Raw genomic sequence first — 16,457 nt, forward strand, 5'->3', positions numbered from 1 at the left:
GCCTTTACATGCGCACACGCTTTACGCCCCTGTTCAACGGCTTGTTCCGCGCCTCGCTGCTGAGCGTCGCCTCGATCGGCACGGCCGTTGCCGCCGCGAGCAACTGCGCCGCCCTCGGTCCGTTGCCGGCGACACTGGAAGTCGGCGAAGGCCTGCAACAGGCGTTGCAATCACCCGTGGCAATTACCCGGGTGGCGGTGGGCGATCCGAAAATCGCCGACGTGCGCGTGACCGGCGATCAGGGCATCCTGCTCACCGGCGTCGCGCCCGGCGCCACCACACTGATGATCTGGAGCGCGTGTGCCAGTGCCCCGCGCCAGAGCATGGTGTTCGTACAAGGCAAGGCGAGTGCGGCGATGAAGGCGGTCTCATTGCCGGCCTCCGACGACCCGAGTCTGCCCTCGCAAGTGCAGACCGACATTCGCTTCGTCGAAGTCAGCCGCACCAAACTCAAAGAGGCCGGCACCTCGATCTACGGCAAAGGCTCGAACAATTTCCTCTTCGGTGGACCGGGCACGGTGCCCAACACCGGGGTCACGCCGGGCGTCGTGCCGCTGAACAATATCGACCCGCGCATCGCGGTGCCGAGCATCCCGCTGGCCAACGACATGTTCAACATCGTCTGGGGCGGCGGCAGCAGTAAATTCCTCGGCATCGTCAACGCACTGGAAGGCAGCGGATTCGCCTACACCCTGGCGCGCCCGAGTCTGGTGGCGTTGAGCGGGCAGAGTGCAAGTTTCCTCGCCGGCGGTGAAATCCCGATCCCGGTGCCCAGCGCCAACAGCAACAGTTACTCCATCGAATACAAGGAATTCGGCATCCGCCTGACCTTGACGCCGACGGTGGTCAGCAGTGACCGCATCGCGCTGAAAGTGGCACCCGAAGTCAGCGAGCTGGATTACAACAACGGCGTGACCATCGGCGGCACCAAAGTGCCGGCCTTCACCATCCGCCGCACCGACACCAGCATCTCGCTGGCCGATGGCGAGAGCTTTGTCATCAGCGGTTTGATCAGCACGCAAAACGCTTCACAGGTGAACAAGTTTCCCGGCTTGGGCGACATACCGGTGCTCGGCGCTTTTTTCCGTAACTCCTCGATCAACCGAGAGGAGCGCGAGCTGCTGATGATCGTCACCCCGCATCTGGTTCAACCGCTGGCCGTCAACGCACCGTTGCCTTCGTTGCCGGGTGAAAAACTGCGCAACTACGACCCGAACTGGTATCGCCTGTACTTCCTCGAAAACGGCAACTTCGATAAACGCAGCGGGTTATCGCAATGAGCCAGAGCCTCAGTCAGACCTTCCTCGCCATCACCCGCAACGACACCGATCTTGAGTGGTTGCAAGGTGCGCTGGCGCCGCTTGGGCAAGTGGTCAGCGCCGGGGGCGGCAGCCTTGACGAGTTGCTGGCGCTGGTCGACGTGACCTTCGCCAGCCTGGTCTTCGTCGGGCTCGATCGCGATCATCTGGTGGCCCAGAGCGCCTTGATCGAAGGCGTGCTCGAAGCCAAACCGATGCTCGCCATCGTCGCCCTCGGTGACGGCATGGACAATCAGTTGGTGCTCAACGCGATGCGTGCCGGGGCGCGGGATTTTGTCGCCTACGGTTCACGCTCCAGCGAAGTCGCCGGGCTGGTGCGGCGCCTGAGCAAACGCCTGCCAGCCGTGACGCCGAACGCCCAGCTCGGTGGCTTGACCGTGCTCTACGGCGTGCAAAGCAACGCCGACGGCGCGCTGCTCGCCAACCACATGGCGCTGGTGGTGCAGAAGAGCGGCCAGCAAACCCTGTTGCTCGATCTGGGTTTGCCGCGCGGCGACAGCCTGGCCTTGCTCGGGCTTGAGAGTTCGTTCCATTTTGGCGATGCGCTGCGCCACTTGCGGCGGCTCGATGCGACCCTGATCGACAGCGCCTTCACCAGTGCCGAGGCCGGCCTGCGCATTCTCGCCTACGCGCCTGGCGACGAACCGCTGGAGCGCACCAGCGCCGCCGAGTTGTACATGTTGCTCAGTGCCCTGCGCCAACACTTCCAGCACATCGTCGTCAACCTCACCGGCCAGCCCGACAGTGAGGCGTTGCGCACTTTTGTTAGCCATTGCGACAAGCTGTTGTGGTACACCGACCAGAACGTGCTCGACTGTCGGCGCAACCTCGCCGTGCTCAATCTGTGGCGTGAAAAAGGCATGAAACTCGACCACGGCCGGCTGCTGGTGGATCGCTACCTGCGCAACGTTGCGCCGGACTCCGAGACCCTCGGCAAGACCTTCGGCCTGGAGGTGATTGCGGTACTCGCGTTCAGCCCGGAGATCCGTCTCAACGCAAAAAACCAAGGCGTGACCCTCTTCGAACTGGCCCCGCGTGAGGCCATCAGCCAAAGCCTGCGCACCCTTGGCGAACGCCTGGCGAAACGTTCCGAAGGCCTGGCCAAACCCAAGGCCAACTGGTTCAACCGCTTGCGAGGCACCTCATGAACGGCGAACAACTGTTCGGCGGGCCGCAGCGCCATGCCTCCGGCAACACCGATCACGATGGCCTGAAACTGGTGCTGCACCGCTACATCATCGACGCCATCGAAGAGTCCGGGAAAAACCTGCTGGAGGGCTCGCGGCAGGTGCTGTCGCAATTTGTCATCGACAAGGTCGCCGAATACATCGCGCGCCTGCACCTGGCGATTTCTCGTTATGAAATGGAGCGTCTGGCCGAAGAAATCGTCGATGAGCTGACCGGTTTCGGCCCGTTGGAAGTGCTGCTGCGCGACAACGCGGTGACCGAGATTCTGGTCAACGGCCCGCACCGGGTGTTCATCGAACGCGATGGCGTGCTGCATATGAGCGACTTGCGCTTTATCGATGCGCATCACGTCGAGCGGGTCATGCAACGCATTCTCGCGCCGCTGGGGCGGCGTCTCGACGAGTCGTCGCCGATGGTCGATGCGCGCCTGCCCGATGGCAGCCGGGTCAACGCGATCATCCCGCCGATTGCCCTCGACGGACCGTGTCTGTCGATCCGGAAATTTCGCAAAGACATGCTCAAGAGCACCGACCTGATGGCGATGCAAACCATCGATCAGGCGATCTATGACTTCATCGAAGAGGCTGTGGGCAAGCGCTGCAACATCCTCATCAGCGGCGGCACTGGCACCGGCAAAACCACGTTGCTGAACATCCTCAGCCAGTTGATCAATCCTCACGAACGGCTTGTGACCATCGAAGACGTCGCCGAATTGCAGCTCGGCCATCCCCACGTCGTGCGTCTGGAAACCCGCCCGCCGAACGCCGAAGGCCACGGCGAGGTGAAGGCCAGCGACCTGATTCGCAACGCCCTGCGCATGCGCCCCGACCGGATCATCCTCGGCGAGATTCGCGGCGTCGAAGTGGTCGACGTACTCACCGCGATGAACACCGGCCACGACGGCTCGATGAGCACCGTGCACGCCAACAATGCCCAGGATGCCTTGCTGCGTCTGGAAACCCTGGTCGGCCTGACCGGGCGCACCATCGCCGAACGCACCTTGCGCCAGATGATCTGCGCCGCGCTGGATGTGGTGATTCAACTGACGCGCATGCCCGACGGGCGCCGCTGCGTCAGCGAAGTGGTGGAGGTGGTCGGCGTGCGTGACGACGTCTACGTCACCAACACCCTGTTTCGCCTTGATCGGCGCACTGGCTTCGGCTTCCTCCGCGAGGCGGTCAATCCGGCGGGCGACAAGTTGCGCCGCGAACCGGCGCTCGCGCATTGAGGGCTACGGCATGCTCAAACCGCTGTTGCTGATCGTGATTTGTCTGGCCTTGCTCGGGCTGTCGCTGCGGATGTTTTACACCGGCTGGCGTCAGGGCGGTGCCGAGCGGGTGCTTGATCGGCTTAATCAGGGACAACCCCAACTGACCGCGGATTCGCCACGCTGGGCCGGTCTTGAACGCGCCTTTTTGCGCGCCGGACTGGGCCGGCCGACCGAGCGCATCGGTGTCTGGCTGCTGCTCTGGGGTTTCGCGGTGCTCATCGGTTTTGCCTTGGCGGGGTGGATCGGTCTGCTGGTGCTGCTCGTGCTGCCACCGCTGGCGTTGCGCGTGTATGTCAGTTGGCGCTACCAGCGCCGGTTGCGGCGCATGATCGAACAACTGCCGCAATTGCTCGATCACACCGTGCGCAGTTTGAAGTCCGGGCGCACCCTCGCCGATGCGGTGCTGGGTGGCATCGAGGCCAGCGAATATCCGCTCAAAGACGCCATGGGCCGGGTCCAGCGTAACGTGCAGTTGGGCGTGAGCCTGCCGGACGCCGCGTCGGATCTGGCCGAGCTGTACGAGCGTGATGAGTTTCGCCTGTTTGCCCTCGGTCTCAAGGTCAATCATCGCTACGGCGGCAACGCCAGCGAGTTGCTGGAAAACCTCATCAAGATGATCCGCGAGCGTGATCAGGCCTCCCGCCAATTACGCGCCATGACCGGTGAAACCCGCCTCACGGCCTGGGTGCTGGGTTTGTTGCCGATCATCATGGCCGGGTACTTCCTGATGGCCAATCCGATTTATCTGGTCGCCATGTGGCACGACCCGTCCGGGCAGCGAATGCTGGCCACGGCGTTCGGCATGCAGGTGATCGGCAGTCTTCTACTCTGGCGGATGCTGCGCAGCCTATGACCACGCCCCTGATGATCAGTGCCGTGCTGTTGCTCGGCGCCGCGCTGTTGCTGCTGGTCAGCCTGTTGGAACAGCGCCGCCGCACCCGGCAAGTCAGCCGTCGACTGGAGGGCGACCTGCTGCGGGAAAACCGTTTCGGCAATCTGCTGCAAGTGCTCGGCGACAGCAAGGTCGGCCAGCGCAGCGTCCAACTCGACAATGAAACCCAAGCCCTGCTCAACCGTCTGGGCTGGCGCAGCGCACGCCAGCGTTCGTTGTTCGCTGCCTGCCAGATCGGCTCACCGTTATTGCTGCTGGCGCTGACGGTGTTGCTGCAATCGGTGTTTTTCCCCGCCGTGGAAAAGCAGTGGATCGCGCCGTTGTTCGCCCTCGGCGTCGGCTATCTGTTGCCCAAGCGACTGCTGGTGATTGCGGTCGCCCGACGGCAGAAACAACTGGCGACCGAGATCGGCACATTCATTCCGCTGCTGCGCATCCTCTTCGAATCCGGCATGGCCGTGGAGCAGGCATTACGTGTCCTCAGCCATGAGGGTCAGGCCTTGCTGCCGGTGCTGACTCAGGAGCTGCGTCTGGTGCTGGCGCGTGTCGACTCGGGTCTTGAACTGGGCGAAGAACTGAACAAGGCCACGCAATTGCTGGCGGTGGATGAGTTCACCGACACCTGCGTGATCCTCCAGCAACTGCTGCATCAGGGCGGCGGCGCGATGAAGTCGCTGCTGTCGCTCAAGCAATTGCTCGATGACCGACGCCTGACGCGTCTGCAGGAATACATCTCGAAGATGTCCGCGAAAATGTCCGTCGTGATGATGCTGTTTCTCTTCCCGGCGTTATTGATTGTCCTCGCCGGCCCGGGCTTCACTGCCCTGGCGAAAGCGTTGGGTGCATGAAGGAGTGGTGATGAAAGCAATGATTGCAGGCATGTGTTTGTTGATGCTCGGTGGCTGCGCCAATACCGGGCAGAATCCGTGGGAGGCGCTGACCAACAGCGCCAGTTGCGGCAAGTTGAGTTCCGATCAGCAACTGTCGCTGAACCTGGCCGATGACATGGCCAATGACGGCAAGCTGCACGCCAGCCTGGCCAACCTGCAAAGCCTGCCGGACAACCTCGCCGATGTGCGTTTGCGCAAGGCCAAGGTCTATCGCCTGCTCGGGCGCAGCGAGGCCGAACCGTTGTATCGCAGCCTGCTCGGCACCTGCCTCGCTGCCGAGGCCGAGCATGGTCTGGGCCAACTCGCCGCAGCGAAATCCGACTACGGCCAGGCGCAAGCGCACCTGCAACGTGCGGCACGGTTGGCGCCGACCGACGAAAAAATCCGCAACGACCTCGGCGTGGTTTACCTCAACCAGTTGCGCATCGAAGACGCACGTTTCGAATTCCTCACCGCCATGGAGCTCAAGCAGAGCGATCAACTGGCGGCGCTGAATCTGGTCACGCTGTTGCTCTATCAGGACGACTGGACCCGCGCCGCCGAACTGGTCAGCCGTCTCGGTCTGAGCCCGGCGCAATTCAGTGAGGCCCAGAGCCGCGCGGAAAAACTCAAGTCGCCGAGTCGCGCCACCGTCGCTGTCACGGCGATGCTCAAGTCAGGAGAACTGTGATGAAAACCGCGATGTTTTGTCTGGGCTTGTTGGCACTGCCGCTGACCAGCTACGCCATCGACGCCGGCCCGGCCTCGGCCCAGCAACAGGAAACCGAAGGCTGGCTGCAACTGCAGGGCCGCAACAAAGTCGCCTCGCCGAAAGTGCAAACGGCCACGCCGACCGAGCGTGAACTGACCATGCAGCGTTGGCTGAAAAGCTATCAGCACGAGATCCCGCAGTTTTTCGATCAGGAGCAGGGCGGCAAGGTCGACAGTGGCTCGGGGGGCGGGGGCTGACAGTTTTTCAGCAGGTTTACCGCGTCATCGTTCATCGCTGGCAAGCCAGCTCCCACAGGATTTGCATCAGTCTTGGGTTTGCACATGAACCTGGAGAGCCAGTTGCCACAGGATTTGCATCAGTCTTGAATTTGCACACGACCCCTGTGGGAGCGGGCTTGCCCGCGATGAGGCCCGCCCAGTCACCCCATCATCAGTTGTTTAAATATGTGTGGATTTACAGGAACTGTCCCACAAGGTTTTCAGGTTGGCTGTCGGACGTGCGCTCACTAGTCTTGGGCGGTCGCTGACCTCTCAGCGATCGGGTGTGGAAACCTGAATTCTAAGTAGATGCATTGCATCAGCACCGTAATCGTTGCCGACGTCTTCGTTCGTCTGCAAACTGCGTCGCGGCGGCTGTGCGTGGGCAGACTTCGGTCTGGCCGGTTGCCTACTTATCGGTTTTCCACCCCGCGTACAGCTGCCACCTTTTTATCGTGTGGAAACGATCGGGAGGTGGCTCCAACAGCCAAGTAGGAGCTTTTTCATGGACAAACTGATTCCCGACCCACCCCTCGAAACCACCACCCCGCTCGAAGACATCCTGCGCGCCGAGGACCAGGCCAGAAACCGCGAAGCCATCAAACGCGCCCTCGATTTCTACCCCTGCCCCAATCCCGTCAAACCCCGCCAACCCAGCACGATGTTCCTCGTCAACCCGAGTGTCGACACCGAAAGCCTGCTCGCCCACGCTTGCGAATCGCTGGCCAGTGCCAGCGCGGCGACCAGCAACTTCGCCAATGAACTGAGCGGCACGCAGCGCAGCACGGTGTTGGGCATCCAGCAGGTTGTCATGCTCGCCGAACTGGCGGTGAACCGCGCGCTGGACCGGGTGGATCCGCAGACCTGATCCGCATTTTTACCGCGTTATCGTTCATCGCTGGCGAGCCAGTTCCCACAAGGTCATGTGCTGATTCAAGACTGATGCAAAACCTGTGGGAGCTGACTTGCCAGCGATGAGGCCCTTTCAGCCATCCCAATACTTGTTGCCTGTCCGTTCTGCGTCGGAGCCGCCGCAGTGGGCTATCGAAAAATTGACGCCATCGCGTTGACATTTTAATGGTGTCGAAATGATGGCTCGTGTAGATTGCGCCGCGCCCGGATCAGATGAACTGGTGGGCCGGTAGGGATGCCAAAGTGAATGCGTGAACCCTGCTGAAACCGTATTTGCTGTTTTGGAAGGGAATCTCGCGTGAACACTTCTTGCCTGCGCCGCTCGTTATTGGCGCTTTCCGTTGCTGCTGCCACTTTCAACGCCACGACTGCGTTGGCCGCCACGCTCAATTACGATCTGAGTGGCGGGCCATTGGTCAGCGTCAGGAAAACGTATGACTTCCTCAATCTCGTCGGCTCGATAAACGTTGTGGAGACTTCGCCGTCGGCCATGACCAGCGCCGCGCAGTTTTCCGGATCGCGGGTCAATGTCGAGATGACCAACAAGGCTGCGATCGCCATTGATGGTGCCACCCACGGTGTCGGGATCGATATAAAGTCAGCGGGTATTTCCTGGGTCGGACTCGGTTCGAACCTCATTCAGGAGGGCTCGATCACCGTCAATGGTCTGGCCGACAGTGGTGATTCGACCGGTATCGCGCTAAAGGACATGCCGATCACGCGTCACCTGCTCAACAGAGGCACTATCACCGTCACCGGCAATAACGCCACAGGGATTTCGCTGATCGGCACGACCATCGGCGACGGTGTGAACAATGACCTCGGTGGCAACATCATCGTCAGTGGTAACAATGCCCGTGGCATTTACATGGAAAACACCCGGCAATCAGCGTCGATCTACAACGTCAAGACGATCAAGGCCACCGGCAATGGCGCAGAAGGGCTGTCATTGAACGGCGCAGCGTTTGTGCCGAGGGCGAGTGACAGTACCGACAGCATTTTCAACATGGGCACCATTTCCGGCGAAAGCATTGGCATCCATGTGAGCAATCAGCCGGCCGCGCAAGGCTCGTTCAATATCACCCTCGGCGGGGGACTGGTCGAAGGCCGAACGGCTGCCATCCAGGTGGACGATGGGCGCAGTTATTTGTACTGGTGGGGCGGCGACATCAAAGGCAATTTGCTCGGCCTGTCCGGGATGGCGGTCGATGGCGAAGTCGACTTCGATGGGTCGCTGATCAAGTCCGGTTACGTGGCCATTCAAAAGGCCACGTTGAATCTGGTGCAGCCTCACACCACGATCATCGGCAATCTGGACATGGAAGACGCCGAATCGAATATCGCGATGTCGGTCGGCAATGACACCGATATCAACCGGCCGATTCTGACGGTCAGCGGCACCACCGACATCGCACCGGGCGGACACCTGCAGTTGCAGGCGCGCTCCAGCGATTTCCGCACCGCCGCCGCCGGCAACCGATACACCTTGATCAGTTCGGGCAATCTCGTCGGTGGGGAAAACCTCGCCGTCGAGTCGACCTCCGCGCTGCTCTATGTAAAAAGCTATGGCGTCGAAGGCAACGACATCAAGGCATTGGTCAGCACCAAGTCGCAGGAAGTGGTGACGGAAAACACGCTTGATGCCGGTGGCAGCCACAACGCTGCAACGGCGGCAGGACATTTGACCAGCCTGATGTCACGCATCGACGAGCAGGATCCGGTGTTCCAGACCTTCGCCAATGCCAGCACCGATGCGCAACTGGCGCGTCTGTCCGAGTCCCTCAGCCCGGATGTCAGCCGAGGCGTGCTGCACGCCGCCACCAACAGCCAGACGCTGGTCTCCGGCGTGATCAACGAACGCTCCAGCCGCGCGCGCAATACCACCGGCTCGCCGGAAAAAGGCGTGTGGCTGCAAGCCCTGAGCAGCGATGCCAATCAGGACGAGCGCCGCGGTGTGTCGGGTTATGACGCCGACAGCCACGGGATTGCGGTGGGTGCCGATGGCCAGTTGAACGCAGACACGACGCTGGGCCTGGCTTACAGCTACCTCGATACCGACGTGAAATCCGACCTGGGCAGCAAGACCAAAGTCACCGGTCACGCGCTGACGGTCTACGGCAACTGGGTGCATGACAACTGGTTCGTCGACACCTCGTTGATGTACGGCTGGAACGACAACGAGTCCAAGCGCTACATCGCCGGCACCCGCGCCAAGGGTGATTACGACAGTGATGTGTTTGGCGTCAGTGCCCTGGCCGGTTACAGCCTGCGTCTGATGCCGGATGTCGTGCTGGAGCCGCAAGTCGGCGCACGTTACGCCAACGTGGGCATGGATGCGTATCGCGAGAAAGGCAGCGCCGCCTCGCTGAATGTCGGCAGCCAGCGTTACGAAGTCGGTGAGTTGGGCATGGGCGCGCGTCTGGCTGCTGCGTTTGCAGTCGGCGCAGGCAGTCTTGAGCCTGAAGCGAAACTGATGGCCTGGCACGACGTGATTGGCGACAAGGTGTCCACGCAGTCTTCGTTTGTACAGGGCGGCGATTCGTTCACCAGCCGCGGCACCACGCCAGTGCGTGACAGCTATGAACTGGGCCTGGGCGCGAACTACCGGATGGGCGCGTGGAGTGTCGGCGGTGCCTACAACTACGTGACGGCCAGCGGATTTGATTCCGATGGCTTTACGGCGAAGGTGCGTTACGCGTTCTGATCCATCAGATAACCGCGTGATCGTTCATCGCTGGCAAGCCAGCTCCCACATTTGGAATACGTTCCAACCTGTGGGAGCTGGCTTGCCAGCGATGGCGGTCTGTCAGCTCAACAGATTTATCTGACACCCCTACAGCTGATAACTGAAGCTGATGCTGTACCGCGTCCGCCGATTGAACGTGTCCAGCGCTTCATCCGACATCGCCTTCGCCGCTTCCAGCGCAATGTTGTAGTACTTGGCGTCGCCGAATCTCAAACCCACCGCCGCCGACGACAAGTTGTTGGCCTGCACCGGCAATTCATTGAACCAACTGCGCGAACGATCGAGCACCACGTACGGTTGCAGGATGCGCACCCAGTTGCCGTCGCGATTGAAACTGTAGTTGACCTCGTAAGCCACCCCCCAGCCCTTGTCGCCCGACGCCTGATCATCGGGATAACCGCGCCCGAAATTCTGCCCGCCGAACACTGCGCGTTCGCTGTCGGGGAGGGTGTCGTCGCTCCAGTACAACGCGGCCGACAGCACGCCTTGCCAGTTGTCGAAGAACTTGTCGCTCTGCACGCCGGACAGGCGCACCCGGAAGAAGTCGAGGTCGATGGCGTTGTTGTTGGTCTTCGCGCCCATGCTGTCCAGGCCCTGGTACACGCCACCGCTTAGAATCCGCAATTGCCGGGCATCGGCCTTGCGCCAATCGCTCTCGAAAGCGAGGGCGCGGATGTCGGTGCGTTCTTCGACGCTCAGCGGGTAACCGATGACGTTGTAGCGAGTCTTGTCATTGACCGCGTACAGCCGCGATCCGGCGGTCAGCAGTTCGTTGGAAGCCGCGATCAGGGGGATGGTGAAGCCGATCGAATAACGGTCGTTCTCCCGATGCGGTTTGAGTTGCAGGCCATTGTCGAGCAGCACATTGGTGCCGGGGTCGGCACGGTAGCGGGAGGCGGAAAGGGCCAGTTGCGTACCTTCGCTATCGAGGAACTGGCTGTAGTCGAGGCGGTAGTAATGTTCTTTATCGTCACCCGGCGGAAACAGACCGCTGAGGCTCAATTGCTCGCCCATGGACGTCTGCGAATTGCTGCTCACGCCGAGTAAAGCTTGCGTGCCGTTGCGGTTGTCTTCAGTGGTGCTCAGCGTGCTGGTGAACGGTTTGCGGCTGGCTTGCGCGACCAGCGTTGTGGCGCCATCGGTGGTGCCCGGCGGCGGTACTTGTGCCTGGATCGTCACGCCGGGGATGCGCGTCATCAACGTGGTATAGCGCTCGAACGTCTTGCGGGTCAGCGGCCGCTCGGCCTGGATTTTCGCCGCCAGTTTGTCGAGCAGGCCTTTGACCCTGCCGACATCACCCTGCATCTGCACATCCCGCACGTAACCTTCGACCAGTACGACGCGGGCGACGCCGTCGTCGAAGTTCTGTTGCGGTAAAAAGGCGTAGGACAGCAGGTAGCCGTCCTGCTGATAGCGCCGGGTGATGTTGCGCGTCGCTTCGATCAGCTCGGCGAGGCTGGTTTCGTGGCCGATCAGTGGTTTGTAATTGTCGGCCAACTCGTTCAGCGGATAGATCGTGCCGCCCTCGATCTGCACGGTTTTGAGATTGACCTTGGTGCTCATCATCAACGGTTGCGCGGCAGTTGCGCCGGGGTCTGGCACCTGCAACGGCGCGGCAGCCGGGCGATAGGCGTCGGCCGGCAAATTCGGCACGGGCAGATTACGGATGGTTTCGTTGCTGTTGAGAAAGCTGGGGAGGGTGTCGGCGAGGGCGGCGGAACTGAGACTGAGGCACAGCAGGGATGCCATAACGCGCATAGGACACTCCATGGTCAGATCACAGCACAGGGCTGGGTTCTCCTAAGAAAAAAGCGGAAGACTCGTGGGAATCTTCCGCCCTCAACCAAGCGTAGGCGCTGTATGTGAGGCCGTCGAATCGGCCAGGTGCAATTTAGCGTTTGTTGCCTCCCAGGGCGCCGGTCAGGCCACCGAGTACTCCGCCCAGACCGCCCGTGGTGCCGCCGCCGGTTGCGGTTCCGGTGCCGCCGTTGACCAGGCCGCCAACCGCTGCAACGGTACCACCGACGTTGTTGACCAGACCTCCGACGGCTGTGGTGACCGGGTTGTTGGTGGCGGCAATCGCGCCACCCAGATTGCTGACCGCACCGCCGACTTGACCTGTGAGCGCGGCGACTGGCGAGCCGAGACCAGTAGCGGCGCCGACTTGCTGGGTCACGTTGGTGACGGCGCTGGTGACCGGATTCAGACCTGCACCGACGGTGGCGCCGACAGTGGCCAGTGGCGAAGTCGTTGCAGTAATCGGTGAGCCCGAACCGCCGAGCACGGTGTTCAGCGAAGCGACGGTGTTACCCAGTCCGCCTGCGGCAACGCCACCGGCACTGACCACGCCGTTGGTATTACCAGCGTTCAAGCCTGTGCCGACGTTAACCACGGCGCCGCCCACGGTTTGCAACAGACCCGTGCCGCCGAGGCCGCCACCCAGTCCACCGCCGATACCGCCACCAGTTCCTGAGCCGGTGCCGTTGGACACCAACCCACCCGCCTTGCCAACCGCTGTGCCGACGTTGCTCACGGCGCCGCCGAGGGTGTTGGTCACGGCGTTGCCATTGCCAGCAGCGGTGACCTTGCCGCCCAAACCGTTCACGGTGCCGCCGACTTGCGAAATCACGCCTTTGAGCGGATCACCGAGGCCGGTGGTAGCGCCGAGTTTGCCGGTGGTGCTTTCAACCATGGCGATCACCGGAACCAGACTGGCGCCGACTTTATTGGTCAATTGGCTGGTGGGACCAGTGGTCAAGGTGGTGTCGAGGGTATCGCCGAGCATGGTGACTTTCTCGCCAACGCCGTCGAGCAATGGTGCCACTTTGGTGACCACGCCGCCGACCACGGGAACGCTGCCGGTGGCGGTTGCCAGTTTGCCGCTGAGGTCGGACACGCCGTTGCCGACATCGGTAACAACTCCGCCGACCGAGGCCACGGTGGTGGTCAGACCTTTAGGGTCGGTGGACAGTTTGCCGACGCCATTGGCAATGCCATCGCCCAGCGTGGTGACGACGTTGCCGGTGGTGTTCGCCGCGCTCTGCACTACGCCACCGACTACAGGCACGGTGCTCAAGGAGTCGCCAATCTGACCGACGCCATCGCCGACGCCGCTGACGGTTTTGCCCACATCCTGCACCAGGGTGGTGGTTACCAGTGACGGGGTAGTTGGATTGGTCGGGTTGGTTGGATCAGTCGGGTTCGTTGGATTGGTTGGATCCGTCGGATTGGTCGGATTAGTCGGGTTGGTTGGATTGGTGCCTCCCGTTCCGCCCGTACCGCCAGTGCCTGCAGTGCCGTCTGTGCCACCGGTACCGCCAGTGCCACCGGTCCCACCCGTTCCAGCGGTGCCGCCGCCGGTCCCATCAGTGGCACCCGTGCCGCCGGAGCCATCGGTTCCTGCGCTGCTGGCGGGAGAAGAACTCCCGGAACTGCTTTTATGGCCGCCACCGCCACTGCTGCAACCGGTGAGGCCGAGGGAGAGAATCAATGCCAGAGCGATTGCTGATTTGCACCACACGTCTTGAGTTTTCATGATCGAGATTCCTTGCACCTGTTACAACGTTCGTTGTCTTCGATGGCTCCCCGGTCTATCGCCGGTGATGCCTCCGTCCGTTGTGTCAATCTCAGTCCAAGGGCAGGTTCCAGGCCATTCTCAAGTTGGTATTAACGCCTTTATATATAGGGTGATGCGCAGCGCCTAAGGACTAATACCCAAGATATAGACGCGCAAAAAAAAGCCTTGAGAATCAAGGCCAGGTGTTTGTCGAAGAGGTGGTCAAGGTGCGGAAAAACTTAAGTGATATATACACAATTTACAGGTCGGCCCCTATTTCCCGGGCGCTGAAAACCTTGTGGTGACAGGGCGCTTTTGTGGTGAGGGGATAAATCCCCTCACCACAGAGATTCCTTCACACAAATTCTGTTTTCATCACCCACTTCTGGATTCAGGCAATCGGCTGCCAATTGCCCACCATATGCTCCAGATCCCCCGCACCCACCAGCCGCAACTCGCCACTGGATCCCGCTTCGCTGGCCAGCAACGTCACCTCACTCGGCAATCGCACCGGTTTGCGAAAGTGCACCGCGATCTCCAGATTGGCCTTGGGTAAATGATCCGCCAGCGCCGCGAGTGTGCGGGCCTTGTTCCACAAGCCGTGGGCGATGGCCGTGGGAAAGCCGAACAACTTTGCGCTCGCCGCGCTCAGGTGGATCGGGTTGTAGTCTCCCGACACCTTGGCGTATTGCCGGCCAATGTCTGCCGGCGCCTTCCAATGGGCCACTTCCGTCAGCGCTTGCGATGGCTGCCAATGCTGTTCGATGGCTTCACCATCAAGTTTTACCCCGCGACAGAGCATCTGACTTTCGGCTTCCCACAACGGCCCGAGCTGATCATCCATTGTGGTCAGCAGATCGAACGTCGCGCCCTTGGGATGCGCTTGCAGATTATTCACGCGCACGCTGACTTGCGCGCGACTGATCGCGCCCATCGGCCGCAGCACGCGAATGCGGTTGCTCAAATGAATCAGGCCCAGCAGCGGAAACGGAAAGTCCTTCGCCGTGAGCAACTGCATCTGCAAGGCAAACGCGAGGATGTGTGGATAAGTCGGCGGCAGCAGACCGTCGTCGGTAAAACCGCAGACCTTGCGATAGTCCGCCAGGCGTTTGCCATCGATGTCGACCCAGCAGCGCAAGCCGCTGTCGGGCAGTTGCGTGCCAGTGATCTTGCGTCGCGTCGCCGCCCGCGCATACAGCCCGGTCAGGCTTGGTTCGCGGTCCAGAGTGTGCCATTCGATGCTCATGCCTAAGCCCCCAGAACACTTTGTCCACAGACCCGCAGCGCCTGCCCGGTGAACGCGCCGGTGCCCGGTTGCGCCAGCCAAGCCACCGCCTCGGCGACGTCTTGCGGCAAGCCGCCCTGGCCCAGCGAACTCATGCGTCGTCCGGCCTCACGCAGGCCGAAAGGAATGTGCGCGGTCATCTGCGTTTCGATGAATCCCGGCGCCACGGCGTTGATGCTGATGCCGCGTTCCAGCAGTGTCGGCGCCCACGCCTGGGCCAGGCCGATCAAGCCTGCCTTGCTCGCGGCGTAGTTGGTCTGCCCGCGATTACCGGCGATACCGCTGATCGAGGCGAGCAGGATCACCCGCGCGTTGTCTTTCAGCGTGCCGCTGTCGAGCAGGGCTTTGGTCAGCACTTGCGGCGCATTGAGGTTGACCGCCAGCACCGCGTCCCAGAATTCCGGGGTCATGTTGGCCAAGGTCTTGTCGCGAGTGATCCCGGCGTTGTGCACCAGAATGTCGAGGCCGTCCGGCAGTTGTTCGATCAGTTGCGTGGCAGCGTCCTCGGCGCAGATGTCGAGGGTGATGCTGCGCCCGCCGAGGCGTGCGGCGAGGGCTTCAAGATCGGTCTTGGCCGGCGGCACGTCGAGCAGGATGACCTCGGCGCCATCGCGTGCCAGGGTCTCGGCAATCGAAGCGCCAATGCCGCGCGCTGCGCCGGTGACCAGCGCCTTGCGCCCGGCCAGTGGTCGCGTCCAGTCGGTGACCGGCGTCGCGCACGCGGTCAGGCGAATCACCTGTCCGGAAACGAAAGCACTTTTCGGCGAAAGGAAAAACCGCAGCGGGCCTTCCAGCTGATCTTCGGCACCGTCACCGACATAAATCAATTGCAGCGTGCCACCGCTGCGCAACTCCTTGGCCAGCGAACGGGAGAACCCTTCCAGCGCCCGTTGTGCGCTGGCGGCGAACGGATCGCTCAGGGTTTCCGGGGCGCGACCGAGGATCACCAGGTGGGCGCTGGATTCAAGATTTTTCATCAGCGGCTGGAAGAACTCGCGCAGCTGTTTGAGCTGATCGGTCTGTTGCAGATCGCTGGCGTCGAACACCACAGCCTTGAGTTTCGGGCCAAGGCCGGGAATCCATTCGGTAGCGCTCGCCGGTTGCTCGCCGTAGCGGTAAATCCCCTCGGTCAAACGATTGGCGAAGGCGCTGACGCGCTCGGCCAGCGGCCCGCCGCCGATCAGCAGCGCACCCTCCACCGGCCGCAGGCGTCCGGCCTGCCAGCGCTCCAGTCGCACCGGCGACGGCAGGCCCAGAGCCCCGACCAGACGATGGCCGATGGACGAGTTGGCAAAGTCGATATAGCGGTCAGACATGGAACGCTCTCCAAATGTTGGGGTTCAAAGTGTGGACTGCCAATGGCAAACAATCGTTCGATCCACGCAATAAGGCCTACGCTAGAACAGCAGAGTAGACCACTGACCCTGTGC

13 protein-coding genes are annotated in these 16,457 nt (G+C 61.7%); 9 read left to right on the forward strand and 4 right to left on the reverse strand.

Translation table 11 applies throughout. From position 1 onward, the window contains the following. Positions 1-8 precede the first annotated feature (8 nt). The 9 genes from ACVVH8_RS03450 to ACVVH8_RS03490 all read left to right on the forward strand — a co-directional run bounded on the left by ACVVH8_RS03450 (position 9) and on the right by ACVVH8_RS03490 (position 10,144). Positions 9-1,280 carry a type II and III secretion system protein family protein gene (locus tag ACVVH8_RS03450; RefSeq protein WP_475228515.1) on the forward strand — a complete coding sequence of 424 codons (1,272 nt, stop codon included), beginning with the start codon at positions 9-11 and terminating at the stop codon, positions 1,278-1,280. After that, complete coding sequence (locus ACVVH8_RS03455; RefSeq protein WP_103306294.1) at positions 1,277-2,467, forward strand: CpaE/TadZ family protein; 1,191 nt, start codon at positions 1,277-1,279, stop codon at positions 2,465-2,467. The genes ACVVH8_RS03450 and ACVVH8_RS03455 overlap by 4 nt, the downstream gene beginning before the upstream one ends. Next, on the forward strand, positions 2,464-3,735 hold the full coding sequence (locus ACVVH8_RS03460; protein ID WP_401300710.1) for a TadA family conjugal transfer-associated ATPase: 1,272 nt from the start codon (positions 2,464-2,466) through the stop codon (positions 3,733-3,735). Before ACVVH8_RS03455 ends, ACVVH8_RS03460 begins: the two co-directional genes overlap by 4 nt. Positions 3,736-3,745: 10 nt before the next feature. Beyond that, the gene (locus ACVVH8_RS03465; RefSeq protein ID WP_103306292.1) at positions 3,746-4,630 is read left to right on the forward strand and encodes a type II secretion system F family protein; all 885 of its coding nucleotides are present in this window, start codon (positions 3,746-3,748) and stop codon (positions 4,628-4,630) included. Continuing rightward, on the forward strand, positions 4,627-5,517 hold the full coding sequence (locus ACVVH8_RS03470) for a type II secretion system F family protein (protein ID WP_475228517.1): 891 nt from the start codon (positions 4,627-4,629) through the stop codon (positions 5,515-5,517). The genes ACVVH8_RS03465 and ACVVH8_RS03470 overlap by 4 nt, the downstream gene beginning before the upstream one ends. 10 nt (positions 5,518-5,527) lie before the next feature. Beyond that, positions 5,528-6,229, forward strand: a complete 702-nt coding sequence (locus tag ACVVH8_RS03475; RefSeq protein ID WP_401300714.1) for a tetratricopeptide repeat protein — start codon at positions 5,528-5,530, stop codon at positions 6,227-6,229. Next, positions 6,229-6,507, forward strand: a complete 279-nt coding sequence (locus ACVVH8_RS03480; protein WP_401300716.1) for a DUF3613 domain-containing protein — start codon at positions 6,229-6,231, stop codon at positions 6,505-6,507. The genes ACVVH8_RS03475 and ACVVH8_RS03480 overlap by 1 nt, the downstream gene beginning before the upstream one ends. A gap of 526 nt (positions 6,508-7,033) precedes the next feature. After that, positions 7,034-7,396, forward strand: a complete 363-nt coding sequence (locus ACVVH8_RS03485) for a DUF6124 family protein (RefSeq protein WP_475228520.1) — start codon at positions 7,034-7,036, stop codon at positions 7,394-7,396. Between the two features lie 342 nt (positions 7,397-7,738). After that, positions 7,739-10,144, forward strand: coding sequence for an autotransporter family protein (locus ACVVH8_RS03490; RefSeq protein ID WP_475228522.1), 2,406 nt, complete (start codon positions 7,739-7,741; stop codon positions 10,142-10,144). Positions 10,145-10,273: 129 nt separating this feature from the next. Here the strand turns inward: ACVVH8_RS03490 and ACVVH8_RS03495 are convergent, their stop codons facing one another. The 4 genes from ACVVH8_RS03495 to ACVVH8_RS03510 form a co-directional block, all read right to left on the reverse strand. Then, positions 10,274-11,944 carry a ShlB/FhaC/HecB family hemolysin secretion/activation protein gene (locus ACVVH8_RS03495; protein WP_475228525.1) on the reverse strand — a complete coding sequence of 557 codons (1,671 nt, stop codon included), beginning with the start codon at positions 11,942-11,944 and terminating at the stop codon, positions 10,274-10,276. Positions 11,945-12,077: 133 nt separating this feature from the next. Further along, complete coding sequence (locus tag ACVVH8_RS03500) at positions 12,078-13,721, reverse strand: collagen-like triple helix repeat-containing protein (protein ID WP_475228527.1); 1,644 nt, start codon at positions 13,719-13,721, stop codon at positions 12,078-12,080. Between the two features lie 412 nt (positions 13,722-14,133). Continuing rightward, the gene (locus tag ACVVH8_RS03505) at positions 14,134-14,988 is read right to left on the reverse strand and encodes a MaoC family dehydratase (protein WP_475228529.1); all 855 of its coding nucleotides are present in this window, start codon (positions 14,986-14,988) and stop codon (positions 14,134-14,136) included. Between the two features lie 2 nt (positions 14,989-14,990). After that, entirely contained in the window at positions 14,991-16,343 is a 1,353-nt protein-coding gene (locus tag ACVVH8_RS03510) for a 3-oxoacyl-ACP reductase (RefSeq protein ID WP_103306282.1), read from the reverse strand. Positions 16,344-16,457: the final 114 nt, after the last annotated feature.

This window comes from Pseudomonas trutticola BRTCR10, from assembly GCF_056155105.1.

Bases quoted from the DNA above. Each gene is read 5' to 3' on its own strand.
- ACVVH8_RS03450 (WP_475228515.1), top strand. From the start codon at position 9: ATGCGCACACGCTTTACGCCCCTGTTCAACGGCTTGTTCCGCGCCTCG.
- ACVVH8_RS03470 (WP_475228517.1), top strand. From the start codon at position 4,627: ATGACCACGCCCCTGATGATCAGTGCCGTGCTGTTGCTCGGCGCCGCG.
- ACVVH8_RS03495 (WP_475228525.1), bottom strand. From the start codon at position 11,944: ATGCGCGTTATGGCATCCCTGCTGTGCCTCAGTCTCAGTTCCGCCGCC.
- ACVVH8_RS03475 (WP_401300714.1), top strand. From the start codon at position 5,528: ATGAAAGCAATGATTGCAGGCATGTGTTTGTTGATGCTCGGTGGCTGC.
- ACVVH8_RS03455 (WP_103306294.1), top strand. From the start codon at position 1,277: ATGAGCCAGAGCCTCAGTCAGACCTTCCTCGCCATCACCCGCAACGAC.
- ACVVH8_RS03500 (WP_475228527.1), bottom strand. From the start codon at position 13,721: ATGAAAACTCAAGACGTGTGGTGCAAATCAGCAATCGCTCTGGCATTG.
- ACVVH8_RS03465 (WP_103306292.1), top strand. From the start codon at position 3,746: ATGCTCAAACCGCTGTTGCTGATCGTGATTTGTCTGGCCTTGCTCGGG.
- ACVVH8_RS03460 (WP_401300710.1), top strand. From the start codon at position 2,464: ATGAACGGCGAACAACTGTTCGGCGGGCCGCAGCGCCATGCCTCCGGC.
- ACVVH8_RS03505 (WP_475228529.1), bottom strand. From the start codon at position 14,988: ATGAGCATCGAATGGCACACTCTGGACCGCGAACCAAGCCTGACCGGG.
- ACVVH8_RS03480 (WP_401300716.1), top strand. From the start codon at position 6,229: ATGAAAACCGCGATGTTTTGTCTGGGCTTGTTGGCACTGCCGCTGACC.
- ACVVH8_RS03510 (WP_103306282.1), bottom strand. From the start codon at position 16,343: ATGTCTGACCGCTATATCGACTTTGCCAACTCGTCCATCGGCCATCGT.
- ACVVH8_RS03485 (WP_475228520.1), top strand. From the start codon at position 7,034: ATGGACAAACTGATTCCCGACCCACCCCTCGAAACCACCACCCCGCTC.